This is a genomic window from Amycolatopsis iheyensis, from assembly GCF_024703995.1.
GTDB lineage: Bacteria > Actinomycetota > Actinomycetes > Mycobacteriales > Pseudonocardiaceae > Amycolatopsis > Amycolatopsis iheyensis.
This window is the reverse complement of record NZ_JAMXQV010000045.1, coordinates 23,136-41,655: the sequence shown is the minus strand read 5'-3', so window position 1 is coordinate 41,655 and position 18,520 is coordinate 23,136. Positions and strand designations below refer to the sequence as shown.

At 72.4% G+C, this 18,520-nt stretch carries 15 protein-coding genes; 6 read left to right on the top strand and 9 right to left on the bottom strand.

Going from position 1 to position 18,520, the window contains the following annotated elements:
- The 3 genes from M8542_RS47330 to M8542_RS47320 are packed head-to-tail and all read right to left on the bottom strand — an operon-like array spanning position 1 to position 4,750.
- The gene (locus M8542_RS47330; protein WP_257926993.1) at positions 1-2,682 is read right to left on the bottom strand and encodes a bifunctional acetate--CoA ligase family protein/GNAT family N-acetyltransferase; all 2,682 of its coding nucleotides are present in this window, start codon (positions 2,680-2,682) and stop codon (positions 1-3) included.
- Positions 2,683-2,684: 2 nt separating this feature from the next.
- Positions 2,685-3,854 (bottom strand): acetoin utilization protein AcuC, encoded by a 1,170-nt coding sequence (locus M8542_RS47325; RefSeq protein WP_257926992.1) that lies wholly within the window; start codon positions 3,852-3,854, stop codon positions 2,685-2,687.
- A 50-nt stretch (positions 3,855-3,904) separates the two neighbouring features.
- The gene (locus M8542_RS47320; RefSeq protein WP_257926991.1) at positions 3,905-4,750 is read right to left on the bottom strand and encodes a sulfurtransferase; all 846 of its coding nucleotides are present in this window, start codon (positions 4,748-4,750) and stop codon (positions 3,905-3,907) included.
- Positions 4,751-4,862: 112 nt separating this feature from the next.
- Here M8542_RS47320 and M8542_RS47315 point away from each other — a divergent pair, with 112 nt between their 5' ends.
- From M8542_RS47315 to galE, 3 genes are all read left to right on the top strand, one after another.
- Positions 4,863-5,579 carry an iron-dependent transcriptional repressor DtxR gene (locus M8542_RS47315; RefSeq protein ID WP_276588099.1) on the top strand — a complete coding sequence of 239 codons (717 nt, stop codon included), beginning with the start codon at positions 4,863-4,865 and terminating at the stop codon, positions 5,577-5,579.
- Positions 5,576-6,760 carry a galactokinase gene (galK, locus tag M8542_RS47310; protein WP_257926989.1) on the top strand — a complete coding sequence of 395 codons (1,185 nt, stop codon included), beginning with the start codon at positions 5,576-5,578 and terminating at the stop codon, positions 6,758-6,760. The genes M8542_RS47315 and galK overlap by 4 nt, the downstream gene beginning before the upstream one ends.
- A 90-nt stretch (positions 6,761-6,850) precedes the next feature.
- Complete coding sequence (galE, locus tag M8542_RS47305; protein ID WP_257926988.1) at positions 6,851-7,840, top strand: UDP-glucose 4-epimerase GalE; 990 nt, start codon at positions 6,851-6,853, stop codon at positions 7,838-7,840.
- A gap of 262 nt (positions 7,841-8,102) precedes the next feature.
- On the opposite strand, the gene M8542_RS47300 is transcribed toward galE, so the two are convergent.
- Positions 8,103-9,221: a DUF4192 domain-containing protein gene (locus M8542_RS47300; protein WP_257926987.1), complete on the bottom strand. Its 1,119-nt coding sequence runs from the start codon at positions 9,219-9,221 to the stop codon at positions 8,103-8,105.
- Between the two features lie 158 nt (positions 9,222-9,379).
- Positions 9,380-10,234 carry a M23 family metallopeptidase gene (locus M8542_RS47295; protein ID WP_257926986.1) on the bottom strand — a complete coding sequence of 285 codons (855 nt, stop codon included), beginning with the start codon at positions 10,232-10,234 and terminating at the stop codon, positions 9,380-9,382.
- Between the two features lie 94 nt (positions 10,235-10,328).
- Between M8542_RS47295 and M8542_RS47290 the strand changes: the two genes are divergently transcribed.
- Positions 10,329-11,441, top strand: coding sequence for a sensor histidine kinase (locus tag M8542_RS47290; protein ID WP_257926985.1), 1,113 nt, complete (start codon positions 10,329-10,331; stop codon positions 11,439-11,441).
- Positions 11,438-12,079: a response regulator gene (locus M8542_RS47285; RefSeq protein WP_257927010.1), complete on the top strand. Its 642-nt coding sequence runs from the start codon at positions 11,438-11,440 to the stop codon at positions 12,077-12,079. Before M8542_RS47290 ends, M8542_RS47285 begins: the two co-directional genes overlap by 4 nt.
- 4 nt (positions 12,080-12,083) lie before the next feature.
- Here the strand turns inward: M8542_RS47285 and M8542_RS47280 are convergent, their stop codons facing one another.
- From M8542_RS47280 to M8542_RS47270, 3 genes are all read right to left on the bottom strand, one after another.
- Positions 12,084-13,274 (bottom strand): TRADD-N-associated membrane domain-containing protein, encoded by a 1,191-nt coding sequence (locus M8542_RS47280; protein WP_257926984.1) that lies wholly within the window; start codon positions 13,272-13,274, stop codon positions 12,084-12,086.
- A gap of 100 nt (positions 13,275-13,374) precedes the next feature.
- Positions 13,375-14,013: a YdcF family protein gene (locus M8542_RS47275; RefSeq protein WP_257926983.1), complete on the bottom strand. Its 639-nt coding sequence runs from the start codon at positions 14,011-14,013 to the stop codon at positions 13,375-13,377.
- Entirely contained in the window at positions 14,013-15,821 is a 1,809-nt protein-coding gene (locus tag M8542_RS47270) for a Xaa-Pro dipeptidyl-peptidase (RefSeq protein WP_257926982.1), read from the bottom strand. The genes M8542_RS47275 and M8542_RS47270 overlap by 1 nt, the downstream gene beginning before the upstream one ends.
- Before the next feature lie 84 nt (positions 15,822-15,905).
- On the opposite strand from M8542_RS47270, the gene M8542_RS47265 reads away from it, so the two are divergent.
- Positions 15,906-17,468, top strand: coding sequence for a mucoidy inhibitor MuiA family protein (locus M8542_RS47265; protein WP_257926981.1), 1,563 nt, complete (start codon positions 15,906-15,908; stop codon positions 17,466-17,468).
- Between the two features lie 15 nt (positions 17,469-17,483).
- Here M8542_RS47265 and M8542_RS47260 read toward each other — a convergent pair whose 3' ends face one another.
- The gene (locus tag M8542_RS47260; RefSeq protein ID WP_257926980.1) at positions 17,484-18,449 is read right to left on the bottom strand and encodes a TIR domain-containing protein; all 966 of its coding nucleotides are present in this window, start codon (positions 18,447-18,449) and stop codon (positions 17,484-17,486) included.
- Positions 18,450-18,520 lie beyond the last annotated feature (71 nt).

Below are 18,520 nucleotides of genomic sequence, written 5' to 3'. Positions count from 1 at the left end.
TCAGTCCACGGGGTTGATCGCGCGCAGGCGACGCGGTCCGGTGTCGGGACGCGACGGCGGCGCGCCCAGCACGAGGCGGGCGTTCGCGACGAAGGCGCCGTCCGGCGAGGCGAGGATCGGGTCGAGCACCAGCGACCGCACCTCCGGGTTGTCCTCGGCCAGCGCGGCCACCCGCAGCACCATGTCCTGCAACGCGGCGAGGTCGGCGGGCTCGTCGCCGCGGTAACCGGTGAGCAGCGGCGCCGTCCGCGGCTCGCGCAGCAGCGTCGCGGCGTCGACGTCGGTGAGCGGCACGGCCCGGTAGGCGCGGTCGCCCAGCAGCGTGCTGACCAGCCCGGACAGCCCGAACGACACGAGCGTGCCGAACGACGGGTCGTCCTGCAGCCCGATCACGCACGAGAGGCCCTTGGGGGCCATCCGCTGGACGTACACGTCGTCGTCGCCGGAGATCTCCCGCAGCGTCTCGTAGGCGGTGCGCACGGAATCTTCGGAGGCCAGGTCGAGGCGCACGCCGGCCAGGTCGGGACGGCCGCGCAGGCGTTCGTCGACGGCCTTGAGCGTCACCGGGAAGCCCAGCTCGGCCGCCGCCGCGACGGCTTCGTCCACTGTGGACGCCACCCGGAAGGGGACGACGTCGATGCCGTAGCAGCCCAGCAACCGCACGACGTCGGTGTCCGACAGCAGCGTCGTCTTACCGCTCTCGGCTTCGAGCAGCTCGCGCACGATCCCCTGCGCCTGCTCGGTGTGGGTGCCGGCCGGGCGCACCAGCGTGCCCTGCGGGCGTTGCCGCCACGCGGCGTACCGGACGACCCTGGCGAGCGCGTTCACCGCGCGTTCCGGGCTCGGGTAGGACGGGATCGAGCCGCGCGTCGGCGTCCCGTCCTCGGTCAGGACCGCGAGCTCGTCCGGCACGCCTTCGGCGGCGAGGAACGTCGACACGATCGGCTTGCGCTGCCCCAGTTCCACCACGGTTTCGCGAAGGGCCCGCGCGTACGCCGTACCCGGGATCGCCACCGGCGGGGCGAACACGACGACCAGCGCGTCGGTCTCCGGTGAGGTGAGGGCCTCGCCGACCGCATCGGCGAAGTCCTCCGGGCCGGCCTGCGGGCCGACGTCCACCGGGTCGAAGGCCAGCCGCAGCCCCTGCATCCGCGCGGTGTCCGCGGCCAGCAGCCCGATCGCGCTGGAGTTGCCGACGATCCCGATCCGCGGCCCGGCCGGCAGCGGCTGGTGGGCGAAGACGAGCGCGGTGTCGAACAGCTGGGCCAGCGACTCCACCCGCACGACGCCCGCCTGCTCGAACAGCGCCTGGACACTGGCTTCGTCGATCTCGGTGGACGTCGCGGCCAGCTGCGGGCGCACCGCGTGCCGCCCCGACTTCACCGCGACGATCGGCTTCGTCCGCGCGAGGCGGCGGGCCAGGCGCGCGAACTTGCGCGGGTTGCCGAACGACTCGAGGTACAGCAGCACGAGATCGGTGTCCGGGTCGGTTTCCCAGTACTGCAACAGGTCGTTGCCCGAGACGTCGGCGCGGTTGCCGGCCGAGACGAACGTCGAGAGCCCGAGGCCGCGCGACTCGGCGTCGGCGAGGATCGCCGTGCCCAGCGCGCCGGACTGGCAGAAGAACCCGGTGCGCCCGCGCACGGGCAGGCGCGGGGCGAGAGTGGCGTTCAGCCGGATGCCGGGCGCGGTGTTCAGCACGCCGAGCGCGTTCGGGCCGACGACGCGCATGCCGTGCGCCCGCGCCTCGCCGACCAGCCGCAGCTCGGCGTGCAGGCCGTGCGGGCCGGCCTCGGCGAAGCCGCTGGAGAGGATCAGCAGCGTCTTGACGCCCTTGGCGAGACAAGCGTCCAAAACGGACTCGACGGCCTCGGCGGGCACCGCGACGACGGCCAGGTCGACCGGGTCCGGGATGTCCAGCACCGACGGGTACGCGCGGACGCCGCGCACCGAGCGGTGCTCCGGGTTGACCGGGTAGACGGTGCCGGTGAACGCCGCGACCAGGAGGTTCGCGAAGGCGACGTGCCCGACCTTGCCCGGTTCGGCGGACGCGCCGATCACCGCGACCGACGTCGGGTGCAGCAGGTTGTGCACGCTGCGTGCCTCGGCGGCCTGCTCCCGTGAGCGCGCGACCGCGAGGGACTCCTCGGTCGGGTCGATGTCGAACTCCAGGTGCAGCACGCCTTCCTCGATCTCGCGGCTGACCTGGTACCCGGCGTCGCGGAAGACCCGCACCATGGCGGCGTTCTCGGCGAGCACCTCGGCGACGAACCGGCGCAGCCCGCATTCGGACGCGGCCGCGGCGAGGTGCTCCAGGAGGATCGAGCCGAGACCACGGCCCTGGTGCGCGTCGCTGACGACGAAGGCGACCTCGGCCGACGGGCCGTGGTCCAGCCGCTCGTACCGGCCGACCGCGACGATGTCGTCGCCGAGGAAGGCGGCGAACGCGACCCGGTCGTGGTGGTCGACGGTCGAGAAGCGCTTGAGGTCCTTTTCGGGGATGCGTGGGTAGGCGCCGAAGTAGCGGAAGTAGCGAGTGCGCTCGGAGAGCTTGCCGTGGAAGGCGACCAGGCCGTCGGCGTCGCTCGGGACGACCGGGCGCAGGTGGACGGTGCCGCCGTCGGACAGCACGACGTCGGCCTCCCAGTCGCGGGGGTAGTCGAACGGGTCGCGGCCGGCCATGGTCAGTCCCTGGGGTCGTCCGGATCGAGGCCGTGCAAGGGGAAGACGGCGCGGCGGGTGTCCCGGATGGCGATGTCGACGGGGTCGTCCTCGCCGTCGCCCCACGGCTTGAAGGTGGTGTCGCGGTCGTCGGTCATCGTCTGCGGCAGCTCGGCGTGCGGGGCGGCCTTCGTGACGGTGGAGACCCAGCCGGGCGGCATCGGCGTCGCCGGGGCGACGTCCCGGTCGAGGACGGTGGCGAGCAGGTGCGTCCACGACCGCGGGACCACCCGGATCAGCTGGTAGCCACCGCCGCCGACGGCGATCCACTTGCCACCGGCGTAGGTCTCGGCCAGGTCGCGGAGGGTGGCGTAGATGGTGCGGTGCCCGTCGACGGACAGCGAGAGGTCGGCGAGCGGGTCCTCCTCGTGCGAGTCGACACCGCACTGGGTGAACAGCAGCTGCGGCTCGAAGTCGGCCAGCAGCGAAGGGACGACGGCGGTGAAGGCACGCAGCCAGCCGGGGTCCCGGGTGCGCGGCGGCAGCGGGAGGTTCACCGAGGTGCCGTCGGCCTTGCCGCGCCCGGTCTCGGCGGAGTAGCCGGTGCCCGGCCAGAGCGTGAACGGGTGCTGGTGCATCGAGATGGTGAGGACGCGCGGGTCGTTGTAGAAGGCGGCCTGGACGCCGTCACCGTGGTGGACGTCGGTGTCGATGTAGGCGATCCGCTCGAAGCCGTGGTCGAGCAGCCAGGAGATGGCGACGGCGCAGTCGTTGTAGACGCAGAAGCCCGACGCCTGGTCGCGCATGGCGTGGTGCAGGCCACCGGCGATGTTGACGGCCCGGGTCGCCTCGCCCTCGGCGATCTTCCGGGCGGCGAGCAGCGTCGAGCCGACGACCAGCGCGGAGGCGTCGTGCATGTCCGGGAAGACGGGGTTGTCGGAGGTGCCGAGCCCGTGCCCGACGTCCCACCCGACGAGCGGCGCCTCCCGCACGGCGGCGATGTACTCGGGGGCGTGGATCCGGAGCAGCTCCTCGTCCCCGGCGCTGGTGGGGACGAGGAGCGGGACGTCGGTCAGGACGCCGAGCTCGGTGGCCAGCCGGACAGTCAGCTCCAGCCGGACGGGGTTGAACGGATGCTCCCCACCCAGGTCGTAACCCAGCAGGGCGGAGTCCCAAACGACAGCCGGCGACATGCGCTCGACTGTAGTGCCGATCGCCGGAGTTCGTGGACTCACGACCAGCCTCAGCCGGGGAGCGTCCCGGTCGCCGCCGGGCGTTCGGGGTCTCGGGACCAGTGGGACCACGAGCCCGCGTACAGACCCGCGCCCGGGTGGCCCGCCAGCTCCAGGGCGAGCACCACCGAGCTGGCCGTCACCCCCGAGCCGCAGTACGCGCCGACCGGCTCACCCGGGCGCAGGCCCAGCCCGGCGAAGCGCTCGGCCAGCTCCGCCGGTGTCCGCCAGCGGCCGTCCGCGCCGACGTGGCCCGCGAACGGGGCGTTCACCGCGCCCGGGATGTGCCCGGCACGCGGGTCGACCGGCTCCGTCTCGCCCGCGTAGCGCGGGGTCGCGCGGGCGTCGAGCAGGAGGCCGTCGCGGGCCAGGGCGGCCGCCTCGTCCGCGTCCAGCACCGGCATGCCGCCCGGGCGGACCTCGAGGTCGCCGGGTTCCGGGCTCGGCTGCTCGGTGCTCACCGGGTGGCCGCCGGTGGTCCACGCCGCGTAACCGCCGTCGAGCACCGCCACCTCCTCGTGGCCGGCCCAGCGCAGCAGCCACCACGCCCGGGCCGCCACCGAACCGTCGGCGTCGTCGTAGACCACCACCGGCGCACCCGCCCGGACCCCGGCCGCACGCAGGTCGCGCTGCAGGTAGGCCGGGTCGGGCAGCGGGTGGCGGCCACCCTCGCCCGGCTCGCCGGCGAGCGCGCGGTCGAGGTCGACGAACACCGCCCCGGGCACGTGCCCCTCCCGGTAGGACTCGGCGCCGGGCGGGCCGGCGAGCCGCCAGCGGACGTCGAGGACGACAGGCCGGTCACCGGCCGGGCCGGCCACCGCGGCGGCGAGGTCGGTGGTGCTGATCAGCGGACGCATGCCCCCATCTTGCAGCGCTCACCCGCCCGGTCGCGGCGGGGTGCGGACATATCCGTCACCGGCGTGTTGTTATCTACCAGGCCCGCCGCCGCTGTCGGGGTCAACGACTACGATGAGCAACGCGGACGAAGGGGACAGCGTGAACGATCTCATCGACACCACCGAGATGTACTTGCGTACGATCTACGAGCTCGAAGAAGAGGGTGTCGTCCCGCTGCGCGCCCGCATCGCCGAGCGCCTGCAGCAGAGCGGCCCGACCGTGAGCCAGACTGTCGCCCGCATGGAGCGTGACGGCCTGGTCGTGGTGGCCGACGACCGCCACCTCCAGCTGACCGACCACGGCCGCGAGCTCGCCATCGCCGTCATGCGCAAGCACCGCCTGGCCGAACGCCTCCTCGTCGACGTCATCGGGCTCGAGTGGGAGCACGTGCACAACGAGGCGTGCCGGTGGGAGCACGTGATGAGCGAGGCCGTCGAGCGCAAGCTGGTCAAGCTGCTCGACCACCCGACCACCTCCCCCTACGGCAACCCGATCCCGGGCCTGGACAAGCTGGGCGACGGCGACCCGGCACCGCCCGCCGAGGCCGACCTCGTCCGGCTCGACGAGTTCGCCCGCACCGGCGGCGGCCGCGTCCAGATCCGGCGCATCGCCGAGCACGTCCAGCTGGACGAGTCGCTGATGACCGAGCTCAAGTCCGTCGGCATCGTGCCGGGCGGCACGGTCACCATCGGCAAGGCCAACGGCGGCACCGTCGAGGTCACCGGCGGCGAGACCACCGCCCAGGTCGCCAGCTCCGCGCTGCACGCCGTCCTGGCGCAAGCCAGGTGAGCCCCGCTTCGGAGGCCGCGGCCGCGTTCCGCACCGTGCACGGCACCGAGCCGGCCGGGGTCTGGTCCGCACCCGGACGGGTCAACCTGATCGGCGAGCACACCGACTACAACGACGGCTTCGTCCTGCCCTTCGCCCTGCCGCACCGCCTGGCCGCGGCGGCGTCACCCCGCGAGGACGGCGTCCTGTCCGTGGCCACCCTGGGCGACGACGGCCAGCTCCAGCACTCCGGCGAGCTCAAGATCGCCGACCTGGTGCCGGGCACGGTCCCGGGGTGGGCCGCGTACCCGGCCGGCGTGGCCTGGGTGCTGCGCGACCAGGGCTTCACGGCCGGTGCCGACCTGGTCGTCGCCGGCGACGTGCCCTCCGGGGCCGGGCTGTCCTCCTCCCACGCGCTCGAGTGCGCGGTTTCGCTCGCGTTGCTGGGCCTGGCCGGCCTGGAGCTGGGCTCCCCCGGCGACCGCGTGCCCACGCGGCCGCAGGTCGCCCGGTGGGTCCAGCGCTCGGAGAACGACTTCGTCGGCGCGCCCACGGGCCTGCTCGACCAGACGGCGTCCCTCTGCTGCACCGAGTCCCACGTGTTGTTCCTCGACGTGCGCTCGGGCGAGCAGGAGCAGGTGCCGTTCGGCCTGGCCGAGGCCGGGCTGCAGGTGCTGATCATGGACACCCGCACCAAGCACTCGCACGCCGAGGGCGGGTACGGCGAGCGTCGCCGCGGCACCGAACGGGCGGCCGAGCTGCTCGGGGTGAAGGCGCTGCGCGACGTCACCGTCGAAGGCCTGGCCGACGCCCTCGAGCGGCTGCCGGAGGACCTGGTGCCGCTGGTGCGGCACGTCGTCACCGAGAACCAGCGGGTGCTCGAGGTGGTCGAGCTGCTGCGCGCCGGACGGCTGGCCGAGATCGGCCCGCACCTGGACGCCTCGCACGTCTCCATGCGCGACGACTACCGGATCTCCACGGCCGAGCTGGACCTCGCGGTCGACTCGGCGCGGGAGGCCGGCGCGCTGGGCTCGCGGATGACCGGCGGTGGCTTCGGCGGCTCGGCGATCGCGCTGGTCCGCGACGCCGACCTGGACGGCGTCAAGGCCGCCGTCGACGCCGCGTACGAGAAGGCCGGCTACCGGCGGCCGCGGATGTTCACCGCGGTGCCTTCGCGGGGCGCCGGGCGCGACGAGGTCTGAGGCCGCGCGGGTCCCCCCGCCCGGACCCGCGCACCGCCGAGGGGGAAGACTGACGCACACAGTCACCACCCTCGGCAGGAAGGCCTGGATGTGTCGGAGCAGAGCAACGCCCTGAAGCTGGTCGTGACGGGCGGGGCCGGGTACGTCGGCAGCGTCTGCGCCGCCCGGCTGGTCGAAGCCGGGCACCAGGTCACCGTCGTCGACGACCTGTCGACCGGCCACGCCGACGCGGTGCACCCGGACGCGCGGTTCATCGAGGGCGACGCCGCCGAGGTAGCGGGCAGCCTGCTGCGCGAGGGCTTCGACGGCGTGCTGCACTTCGCGGCGAAGTCGCTGGTCGGCGAGTCGATGACCGAGCCGGCGAAGTACTGGGAAGGCAACGTCGTCACGTCCCTGCGGCTGCTCGAGGCCATGCAGGAGCACGGCACGCCACGCCTGGTGTTCTCCTCGACGGCGGCGACCTACGGCGAACCGGAGCAGTCGCCGATCCCGGAGACCGCGCCGACCCGGCCGACCAACACCTACGGCGCCACGAAGCTCGCCATCGACGCCGCGATCACCAGCTTCGCCGGCGCGCACGGCCTGGCCGCGGTGAGCCTGCGGTACTTCAACGTCGCGGGCGCGTACGGCGCGTTCGGTGAACGGCACGCCACGGAAACCCATCTCATTCCCCTCGTTCTCCAGGTCGCCACGGGCGACCGCGAACAGATTCAGATCTTCGGCGACGACTACCCGACGCCGGACAAGACGGCGGTCCGCGACTACATCCACGTCGTGGACCTCGCGGACGCGCACCTGCTGGCGCTGAAGCACGCGACGGCGGGCACGCACCGCATCTACAACCTGGGCAATGGCACGGGGTTCTCCGTTCTCGAGGTGATCGAGGCCTGCCGCGAGGTGACGGGGCACGCGGTGCCGGCCGCGGTGGCCCCGCGCCGCGCGGGCGACCCGTCGGTGCTGGTGGCCGCCAGCGACCGGGCCCGCGAAGAGCTGGGCTGGAAGCCGGAGCGCACCGAGCTGACCGGCATCGTCCGGGACGCTTGGGAGTTCACCCAGGCCCGCCGGGCCGCACGGGGCTGACCTCGGGCCGGGGCGTGGCTCGGAGGGCTGCGCCGGGGCCCTCGAACGCGGGGCCGCTCCCCGCCGCCGGAAGGTCGGGGAGCGGAGCCTCTGCTCCCCGATCTCGCGACTCAGTCCCGCCCCAAGCTGCTCCGGCCGACCGCGGGGCGGCCGAAGTGCTTGCAGGGCGAACGATCGGGTGTACCCGGCGACCGTGCGGATGCCGCGCGGTCGCCGACCGCGGGGCCCGCTCCCCCGCCCAGCGCGGCGAAGCGGGTCAGGGTCAGGTTTTGCCGGTCATCGATCGTCCACACCGGATCTCCACGGACAGGCACATGTCCAGCTCCACGTAGTTCGGTGTGATCAGGCCGAAGCCCGACGAGCCCATCGGGTCCGCCGCCAGGGCCAGGCCCAGCAGCTCCTGGGGTGACGTTCCGCTGCACAGCACCCTCTTCAGGAGACCGGCCAGCGCGTGGTTCGGGTTCGCTGCCAACGCGTTGTCCAGCGCCATGCCCGCGAGCGCGCCGTCGCCGCGCAGGTAGGCCGTGTAGCCCAGCAATGCCGCCGCTTCCGCCCGTTCCGGGATCGGGAGCTCCTGGACCAGCGTCAGCCACAGGCGCTCGGCCTCCAGCGCCGCCGGGGTGCCGGGAGATGCCGCGGTCGCCAGGCAGACGTCGCGGATTTCCGGGATCGTCAGGGCGGCGGCCAGCAGCACCGCTTGCTCGTCGGTCGGCGGCCCGGCTCCGCATCGCTGGCGTTCGAACGCCTCGCGGATCACCAGCGACGCGTCGGAAACGCGCGTTTCGTCCGGCCACGGGAGCCCGGGTTGCCGGGTCAGTTCCGCGGTTCGGCGGGCCAGCGCCTCGGGGCAGCGCGGCTCGAGCAAGGCTGCCAGCTCTTCGCGGCTGTCGAACACCACCTTGCCGTGCTCGGTCGCCATCGCCGCCACCACCGTCGTGCGCGGGTCCGGCAGCACACCGCGGCACTGCGGAGCCGTGTAACAGCCCCACGGGGCGCCCTCGGCGATGTCGGCCGCCCACAGGGCGTGCAGCATCGGCAATCCGACGTCGGCCACGGTGTTGGCCAGCTCTTCGACGAAACCCGCGTGCGGTGGCGGGCCGCCGGGTCTTCGCTCGCCGCCGACGACCAGCACCGTGACACCGGTGAACCGGTCCGGCGCCAGCCGTGGGCTGAGTGCCCGGGCCTGGCGCGCCCAGTCTTCGCGGCGCGGGATGTCGCCGCGCAGCAGGAGGCCGACGCGGTCGGCCTCCGGAGCGCGGTGGCAGAGCACGACGAGGGAGTTCGCGGGCCGGAACCCGATCAGGTAGGGCAGGGCGGCCAGCAGCTGCGCCGGCTCGTAGAGGTGGACCGGCGTCCGGCCGGCCGGGGTGGAAGTGGTCATGCCTCCAGCGTGGGGTAGGACGGGGCCGGGTGGGGCGGTGGCGGCAAATCTGTGGATGGGCGGGGCCGATGTGGACGGAACCGGCCGGGCCGTGGCCGGACGGCGGATTCCTGTCGGTGGGGCGGGCTATGCTGCCCGGCCCCACCGACCGGTCCCGGTCAGCCGCAGTGCTCGAAACCGCTTTCGTAGGTGTTGCTGCCCACCGAGCCGCCCCACTTCACGCAGGTGGCGCCGGCGGCCTTCTTCACGGGCCCGGCGTAGTAGGTGAAGCTGCCGGAGTCGGTGACCCGCGCCGAGCCCTGGACCTCGAGGAACGCCGAGACCGGGCTGGCCGTGCCGAGCGACGTCGCCTTGAGCGTCGTCACGCAGTTCGCCTTAGTCGAGGCGTTGTACAGCAGGTAGGTCGTGCCGGACGAGCCCGCCAGCGCCTGCTGGTCGACGACCGAGAAGCCCGACCCGCACACCTCTTCGGCCGAGTACGGGTTGCCACCGCAGTTGTTCTTGCTGGTGAAGTTCGTGTGGCCGTAGTACGGCACGGCGACACCGTTCAGCTTCGCCTTCTGCACCACGCTGTTCAGCCGCTCCTCGAAGTGCAGGTGCGGGCCGGTGACGCCGCCGGTCGCGCCCGCTTTGCCGATCTCCTTGCCGAGGCCGACCGACTGCCCGACCGAGACCTCCTGGGCCGACAGGTGCGCGTACCGGGTGCGCCAGCCGCCGCCGTGGTCCAGCTCGATCCACTTGCCGTAGCTGGTGCTGCCCTCGTCCGCCACCCGGGTCACGGTGCCCGACGCCGCGGCGAGCACCGGCATCCCGGTGATGCCCGACTTCTGGAAGTCGACCGAGTACTCCGGGCTGTGGCCGCTGAACGTCGCCGCGGTGACGGTGACCCCGCACTTGAACGGCACCTGGAAGTTGGGCGCGGCCGACGCGGCCGTCTGGCCGGCGAGGACGAGGCCGAGCGCGGGCAGCGCCGCGGCGGCGGCGAACGCGGCGAGCCGTCGCAACCTGGACATGGGGGAACCTCCTGACGAACGGGACAGCGTGACACCACGAAGAGAAGCCCGCGTCGGTACATTTTCCGTACAAGCACCCGCGGAGGCACCGGCGATGATCATCGGACGACCCAGGTTTCCCCAGGCCCAGGACTGGGTGCGCTGGGGGTTCATCGCCGTGCCGATGTTCGCCGCGATGCCCCGCGCGAACACGCTCTCGTGGATCCTGATCGGGATCACCCTGGCTTTGTCGCTGCCGTTGCTGTGGATCTACGACGTCGGGAGCCGCCGCCTGCTGCCCGTGGCGTGCGTCGCCGTGATCGGCGCCGCCGCCGCGCTGTGGGCGGTCGTGCCGAACAGCTTCGCCTCGGTGACGATGTTCGCCACCACCTTCTTCGTCGTGATCCGGCAGCCGGCGGTCCCGATCGTGCTCGCGGTCGTGATCGACCTGGCGGCGATCACGTTCTGGGCGGCTTACCACGACGCCTGGGACGGCGCTGTGCCGACGTACGCGATCGTCGCGGTGATCGTGCTGCTCGGCCTGAACCGGCGGACCCGGCTCGCCCGGATCGAGCAGACCGAGCTGGCGCTGGCCCGCGCGCAGACGGCGTCGGAGGAGCACGCGCGCGCCGCCGCCCTCGCCGAACGCGCCCGCATCGCCCGTGAGCTGCACGACGTCCTGGCGCACTCGCTGGCCGGGCTGTCGCTGAACCTGCAGGGCGCGCGGCTCATGCTGGTGCGCGACGGCGCGAGCCCGGACGCCCTCGCCCAGATCGAACGGGCGCAAAAGCTGGCGTCGGAGGGGCTCGCCGAGGCCCGCAAGGCCGTCGCCGCGCTGCGCGAGGACGCGGTCCCGGTCGAACGCACGATCGCCGACCTCCTGGCCGCGTACCGGCTCGACAGCGGCGCCCGGGCGGACCTGACGATCGAGGGCGAGCCGCGGGAGCTGGCCGCGGCGGTCGGCACCGCGCTGGTCCGCGCGGTGCAGGAGGCGCTGGCCAACACGCGCAAGCACGCGGCGCAGGCCGCCGTCGACGTCACGCTGGACTACGGCGCCGGGACGGTGGCACTGACGGTGGCCGACCGGCAGGGCAGGCGCCCGCCGGACGCGCCGGCGGCAGGCTACGGTTTGCGCGGGATGAGCGAACGGGTCGCGCTGCTCGACGGGCGTTTCGAGAGCGGACCGGGGGAGGACGGATGGCGGATTCACCTGACGGTGCCGGCGTGACGCTGCGCGTGGTGCTGGCCGACGACCAAGCGGTCGTCCGGGAGGGCCTGGTGACGTTGCTCGGGCTGCTGCCGGGCGTGGAGGTGGTCGGCGCAGCCGCTGACGGCCTGGCCGCGCTGGACCTGGTCGCCCAGCACCATCCCGACGTCGTGCTCGTGGACCTGCGGATGCCACGCTGCGACGGCGTCGAGACCACCGAGCGGATCCGCGCGGAGCACCCGGACACCGAGGTGGTGGTGCTGACCACGTACGCCGACGACGAGTCGCTGCTGGCGGCGTTGCGGGCGGGCGCGCGCGGGTTCTTGACGAAGGACGCCGACGCGGAGGCGATCGCCCGGGCCCTGCGGTCCGCGGCCGACGGTCAGTCCACAGTGGATGGTGAGCTGCAGCGGCGGCTCGTCGAGGCGGCCACGCGGAGCACGCCCAAGCGGATCAAGGAGATCGAGGGGCTGACCGCGCGTGAGATCGAGGTGCTGCGGCTGATCGCGGCCGGGTTGTCGAACACCGAGATCGCGCGGACGCTCGTTGTCAGTGAGGCTACCGTCAAGACGCATGTGAACCACTTGTTCACCAAGGCGGGGCTGCGGGATCGGGCTCAGGCTGTCGCGTTCGCTTATCGGGCGGGGATCGCGGACTAGACGATCAAGCCTCCACCTTCGGCGCGGTGCCGTTCTGCGCCTTGGCTTCCTGGGTAGCGGCGATCTCCGCGACGAGCCGGAACGCCGTGTCGCGCCCCGCCGTGTCCGCGACCTTCGAGACGAGGAAGTTCGCGAAGTGCAGGTGGTGAGTGGCCACCAGCCGGTCGTGGAAGGTCCCGATGGACTTCACAGTCTCCGAGAACATCCGGAGGTACACGACGGCGATGAAGTTCCCGAGAATGCCGCCGATCGCCCCGAGCGCCGCCACGAGGATCTTTTCCAGTGAGTTCCCGGGATTCGCCGACTTCAGCAGGACGAACGCCATCACGATGACCGAGAAACCCGCGATGATGCAGAAGATCCCGGTGAAGAAGATGAACCCGCGCTGCCGGAGAGCTTGGTCGTAGTACCGCTTCAGCTGCTGGCTGTGCACTTGGAACAGCTTCATCGCGCGGCGTTCCAGCTCGGCGCCTTTGAGCATCGCGTCAAGATCCTGCTGGCCGCGGATCGCCTCGATGTCCTTGAACAACGAGTTCGCTTCGGCTCGCGCCCACACCCCGTACGCGAGGAACAGCCCCGCATACACCGGGATCAGCAGGGAAAACTCGGCGAAGCCGAATGAGACGACCGAGTACCCGTCGGCGAGCATGATGATCGCGGCGGAGAGGATCGCCGCGGCGGAATACTTCTTCAGCCGCTGCCGCCGACCTTCGATCCGCTGGACCCGTCGATCGATCGCCGCGACGTCCGTGGAGACCACCGGGTCGGTGTCCCCCAGTTCCACGCCCGCGCCGAGGCACCACTTCGCCGTGACGAGAACTCGCTGCTCGAGGAGCGAAAGACCGAGCTTCTCGATTTCCTCGATCAAGGATCGGACCAGCGCGAGCATCTTCACTTCGAACTGCCCGCCGGCTGTCCGGCCCTTGGCGGCCAAGGTCATCCGGCCGTAGGCGTAAAGCCGCACGACCATCGTGCTCTTCGCGACATCGGGCTCGACGATGCCGGTCTGCACATCCTTCAGATGGGCCACCACCGTGGGAAGCACCTGGTCCGCCAACCCGGTTTTGAGCGTGATGAGCTTGTCGGCCGGGAGTGCGGTGCCTTCCTTTCCGCGAACGACCACTTCGATCGACGCGATTTCCCCCGACGCGATGAGGAAGTCCGACACGGTCCGCAGTTTGTTCAGAGTCAGCATGGCGCCTCCTCGTCGGGTCCGGTGTGTTTCACTTCCTCGGGTCGTTCCGCCGAGAACACGCGTTACCGTCGCGACCCGCCCGTGACGGAATCATTTCCGTTCAGAGCAGCCGCTGCGTGAAACCCGCCGCCGCCAAACGACCGAAAGCCCGCTCCACCCCGGCCGGCACCTCCTGCGGCACCACGAACCCGAGCTCCGCGTAAGCCGTGATCCGCTGGGTCTCTCCCACCAGCATGCTGATCACCCGGTCCGCGTCCTCCTCGCCCGTCACATGGTCCTCGAACGACGACGCCTTCGACGCGCACACGATCTCCACCCCCGGCCACAGCCGCTTCGCCGTCGCGTACGCGCGGCGTTGCTGGTACGGGCGGGTCACCAGCGTCACCGACTCGATCTCGCGGGACGCCAGCAAGCGGCGGGTGAACGTGATGTTCTCCCCCGTGTTGCGCGCCGACGGCTCGAGCAGGATCGCCTGCTCCGGGACGCCCAGCTCCAGCGCGATCTCGCGGTAGTGGACCGCTTCGCCGCGCGGGAAACGCTCCACCGTCGTCGGGGCGTTGGCGCCGGTGAACACCACCAGGGGGAACCGGCCCGCGTGGTACAGCTCCGCCGTGTGCACCGCGACGCCGGGATCGCGGCTGCCCAGCCCGATCCCGGCGTCGGAACGCCGTGGCTCGTGCCGCAGGTCGTGGTAGTCCCACAACGTGCGGACGTCGGCGTGGAGATCCTCCGGCAGCATCAGCCGAACGCGGCTCGCAGCGCCGGCTTGCCGCCCGTCACCGGGAGCGTCACCGACGTCTTCGTCAGGTCCAGTGCCAGCCCCGCGCCCGGCTTCGGCCGCAGCGTGTAGTCGTGGTCGCTCGACGCCAGCAGGAACTCCAGCCGGTGGCCCGCCGCCACGATGTAGTCCTTCGGCATCAGCTCGACGCCGATCCGGTACGTCTTCCCCGGCGTGATCGGCTCGGTCCGGGCCGGCGACGTGCGGTTCTGCGGGTCGGTCCAGCCGCGGCTGATCACGTGGGACGTGCCGTCCGGCGCGCGGTCGAGCAGGATCGCCGAGACGTTCGCCGCGGGGCGGTCGAACGCCAGCGCGAGGTCGGCGCGCGCGGTGCCCGAGAGGCGCACGGCCTGCTTCGCCGCCGACGTCGCGTACAGCAGGCGGTTGCCCGACGACGCCAGCCCGGCCAGCTGCTCGATCGTCTTCGACGAGTCGTCGGCCAGGGTTTCGGTGGCCGCCGTGCCCGGGACCGGGTTGCGCGTGTCGATGGCGCCCTTCGAACGGCCGCCCGGCCACGGGTACACGCGGACGTCGGCGGTGGTCGGCGCCGGCCAGTCGGCCTCGTCGGTCCACGACAGGTCCTCGCGCTGCACCGTCGCCTTCGGCTCGTTCTGGATGCCGTTGTCGATGCCGTACAGGTAGTGCGACATCCACTTGTTCAGCGTCGCGAGCCAGACGTCGCGCCGCAGCGTGTACGGGTCCGCGTGGGCGGCCTGGTGCAGCCAGATCTTGTGCTCGACGCCGTGCGCCTTCAGCGCCTCGTACCACTCGGCGACCTGGTCGGTCTTGACGTTCCAGTCGTTCAGGCCGTGCACCGCGAGCACCGACGCGTGCACCTTCGCGACGTCGTTGCGGTAGTTGCGGACGTCCCAGAACGGCGTGTAGTCGCCGGTCACCCGGTCCTGGTCGTGGGTCAGCCCGTCGATCACCGGCCGGCAGATCTGCCGATCCGCCCGGGTGTAGACGTACTCGGCGAGCACGTCGGCGTCCTCGCCCTGGTAGCCGCCGGCCGCGACCACCGCGCCGTCGTTGCGGTAGTACTGGTACCAGCTGGAGATCGCGGCGATCGGCACGATCGTCTCGAGGCCCTGGACGCCGGTGCTCGCGACGGCGTTGGGCAGCGTCCCGTTGTAGGACACGCCCATCATGCCGGTCTTGCCCGTGCTCCAGTCGGCCTTCGCGGCGGCGCCGTTCGCGTCGCGCGCCGGGGTGCGGCCGTTGAGCCAGTCGACGACCGAGCGGGCGCCGATCGTCTCGTTGACGTCGCCGGTGGTCGGGCAGCCGGTCGAGAGGCCGGTGCCGAGCGACTCGCCGTACACGACGGCGAACCCGCGCGCGGTGAAGTAGTCCTGGTAGCGCCAGGTGATCGGATCGGCCGGGCCGACACCGTGCGCGGCGACGCGCGGGCCTTCCGGGCCGCGGGCGTACCCGGGTGCGTAGAGCTCGACGTCCACGTTGTGGTTGGCGACGTCGTTGCCGCCGGCGTAGTACGGGCTGGCCTGGTAGACGACGGGCACCTTCAGCCCCTGCTGCGTCGCGCGCGGGCGCACGACCTGGGCGTGCACGAGGTCGTCGGCACCGTCGTGGTCGCTGTCGACCGGTGCGGTGACCCAGACGTCCTCGCGCACGACGTCGGCCGGGGCGAACACCGGCTGCGCCTGGCCGCCGGTGAACACCGGGCCGGGCGGGGCGGCGGCCTCCGCGGTGACCGCGGTCAGCGGCAGGGTCGCCAGTGCGAGGAGCAGGACTGCGGTTCGTGCGGCTTTCACTCAAACCCCCAAGCCGGGCGAAGCGGACGAGTGTCGAGACTTCCGCTCCGGCCTCCGGAGTGTCAAGAGACTAACGTCGGAGGCATGCCGACCGTGGAAGCGCCGATCGCCGCCGTGACCGTCTACCCGCAGCAGGCCCGGATCACCCGCCGGGGCAAGGTGCCGCTGGCGGGCGGCCCGCGCCTGACCTTCGCCGGGCTCCCGCTGACCCTCGACGCGGGTTCGGTGCGCGTCACCGGCACCGGTCCCGCGCTGATCACGGGCGTGGACGTGCGCACCGAACGGCACGCCGAGCCGGCCGACGCCGCCCTGCGCGTGCTCGTCGAGCAGCGCCGCACGGACCAGACGACGCTCGACGGCGTCATCGACGACGAAGCGGCCGAAGTGATGAAGGTGGATCTGCTGACTTCGCTCGCGAAGCGCAGCGGTGGCAGCTTCGCGAAGGCCCTGGCGGCCGGCACGGCGGAGCCGGCGCGCGTCGCCGAGGTGACCGACGCGCTGAGCGAGCGGCTCGCGTCGGCGTTGAAGGCCCGGCGGGTGCTCGGCGAGCGGATCACGCGGCTGCGTGAGGACCTCGCCGCGCTCGACCGCCGGATCGCCGAACACAGCGCACGGTCCGAACAGGACAGCACGTCGGTCGTCGTCGAGCTGGAAATCGCGGAGCCGTCCGGGGAAGCGGAGCTGGAACTGTCCTATGTGGTCCCCAGCGCGAGCTGGGAGCCGGGCTACGACATCCGGGTGCGCGGCACCGACGTCACCGTGACGTCGTACGGGCTGGTCACCCAGCACACGGGCGAGGACTGGCCGGAGTGCGAGCTGGCGCTGTCGACGGCGCGCCCGGCGGTTTCGGTGGTCGTGCCGGAGCTGCAGCCGTGGTACCTGGACCGCGCGCGCCCGCCGGCCCCGGCTCCCCCGGCGGCCTTCGGCGGCGCGGCGCCGGGCGGTGCCCCGGAAATGTCGCGGATGCGCTACGCGGCCGCCGCGGCGTCAGTGCCGATGGCGCCCAAGTTCGCCGAAGCCGAGCAGGGCACGACGGCGGTCACCTACCGGCCGTCGCGCCCGGTGGCGGTGCCCTCCGGCGCGCGGGGCCACCGCACGACGCTGGCGCAGCTGGACCTGACGGCGGAGCTCGGTTACGTCACCGCGCCGGTGCTCGCCGAGGAGGCGTACCTGCGCGCGAAGGTCGTCAACACCTCCGAAAACGCGCTGCGACCGGGCCGGGCTTCGGTGTTCCACGACGCGGAGTTCGTCGGGACGACCCGGCTGGAGCCGTGGGCGCCCGGCGAGGACCTGGAGCTGGCGCTGGGCGTCGACGACCGGATCCGGGTCGAGCGCGAGCTGGTCCGCCGCACCGCGAGCAAGGCGACGCTGTCGGGCCAGAAGCGCCGCGAAGCGGAGTACCGCGTGACGATCGGCAACCACGGCCCGCGCGAAGCGGTGGTGACGGTGCTGGACCAGGCCCCGGTGTCCCGCGACGACACGATCACCGTGCGGGACGTGAAGACGTCGCCGGAGCCGGCCGAGACGTCGGCGCTGGGCGAGTTCACCTGGCGGCTGACGCTGGCGCCGGGCGAGACCGGGGTCGTCACGCTGGCGTACCGGGTCGACGTCGCGAAGGGCGTGGAGCTGTCCGGCTGGCGGGAATAGCGGCAGCCGCGGCGTTCAGGCTCGGCCGTCCGGCGACGGCCGCCGCATCGGTGGGTAGCCCGGTACGCGGACGTGCAGGCCCGTGCCGTCCGTCGTGACGACCAGTTCGTACAGTCTCGGGTTGCTGCCGCCGCGGCCGTGGCGGATCACCTGGTCGTAAACGCGCTGGGTCACCACCATGACGCAGTGCGCCCGCGGGCGCGCGTCGAACACCTCCGACACCGCCGAGGACACCGCCGCTTCCGCCGCCGCCGTCACGTCGACGCATCCCCCGAGCCGTGCGGTCGGGACTTCGCCGCGGTGCACCGCGATGCGCAGCCGCGTTCCCGGCCGCCTCGCCGCCGCGGTCTCGAGCTCGCTGACCAACGTCGTCGTCACGTCCACCACCGGGAGCACCGACTCCGGCACGACCACCACCGTCCGCGCGGGCGAGCCGAGGACCAGCTCGGGCGGGAGCGTCAGGCCGCACCGCTCGAGTGCCGCCTTCAGGACGTCGTCGCGGCCCTCGCCGGCCAGCACCAGCACCGTGGCCGGCAGCGACGCGCACTGCGCGTCGGACTCCAGTTTCGCGATGAGCAGGCGCACCACCGCGGCCGGGGAGAGCACCCGCGCGTCGGCGTGGCCGATGGTCCCGCGCAGGCCCGGGATCTCCGTGTCGTCGAACCGCACCGGCAGCACGTACGCCGACGGGCTGCGGAATGCGCGGTACTGCGCCGAAACGCGTTCGTGGCCGGTCCAGGCCCGGCGCAGGTAGTCCTCGGAAGCGAAGAGAACGCAGTAGCGCGAGCCGCGGTTGTAGATCTCGTCGAGGTGCGCGTAGAGATCGACCCCCAGCAGGTCCGCCGACTCGAAGAAATCGTAGAAGACCCGCAATCCGGCGGCTCGCAGCAGCTGCGCGACTTCTTCGGCATAGGCACGTTGCCGCGCGGCGAACGACAAGCAGAAATCGTATCTTTCGACGCGCGTCGCGGATTCGGCCATGCGCACTCCTGAGAGTGAATTCGGGAGTTGGACGCCCCTGTGGTCGCGCACTTGCCCGGTCACGTTACAAC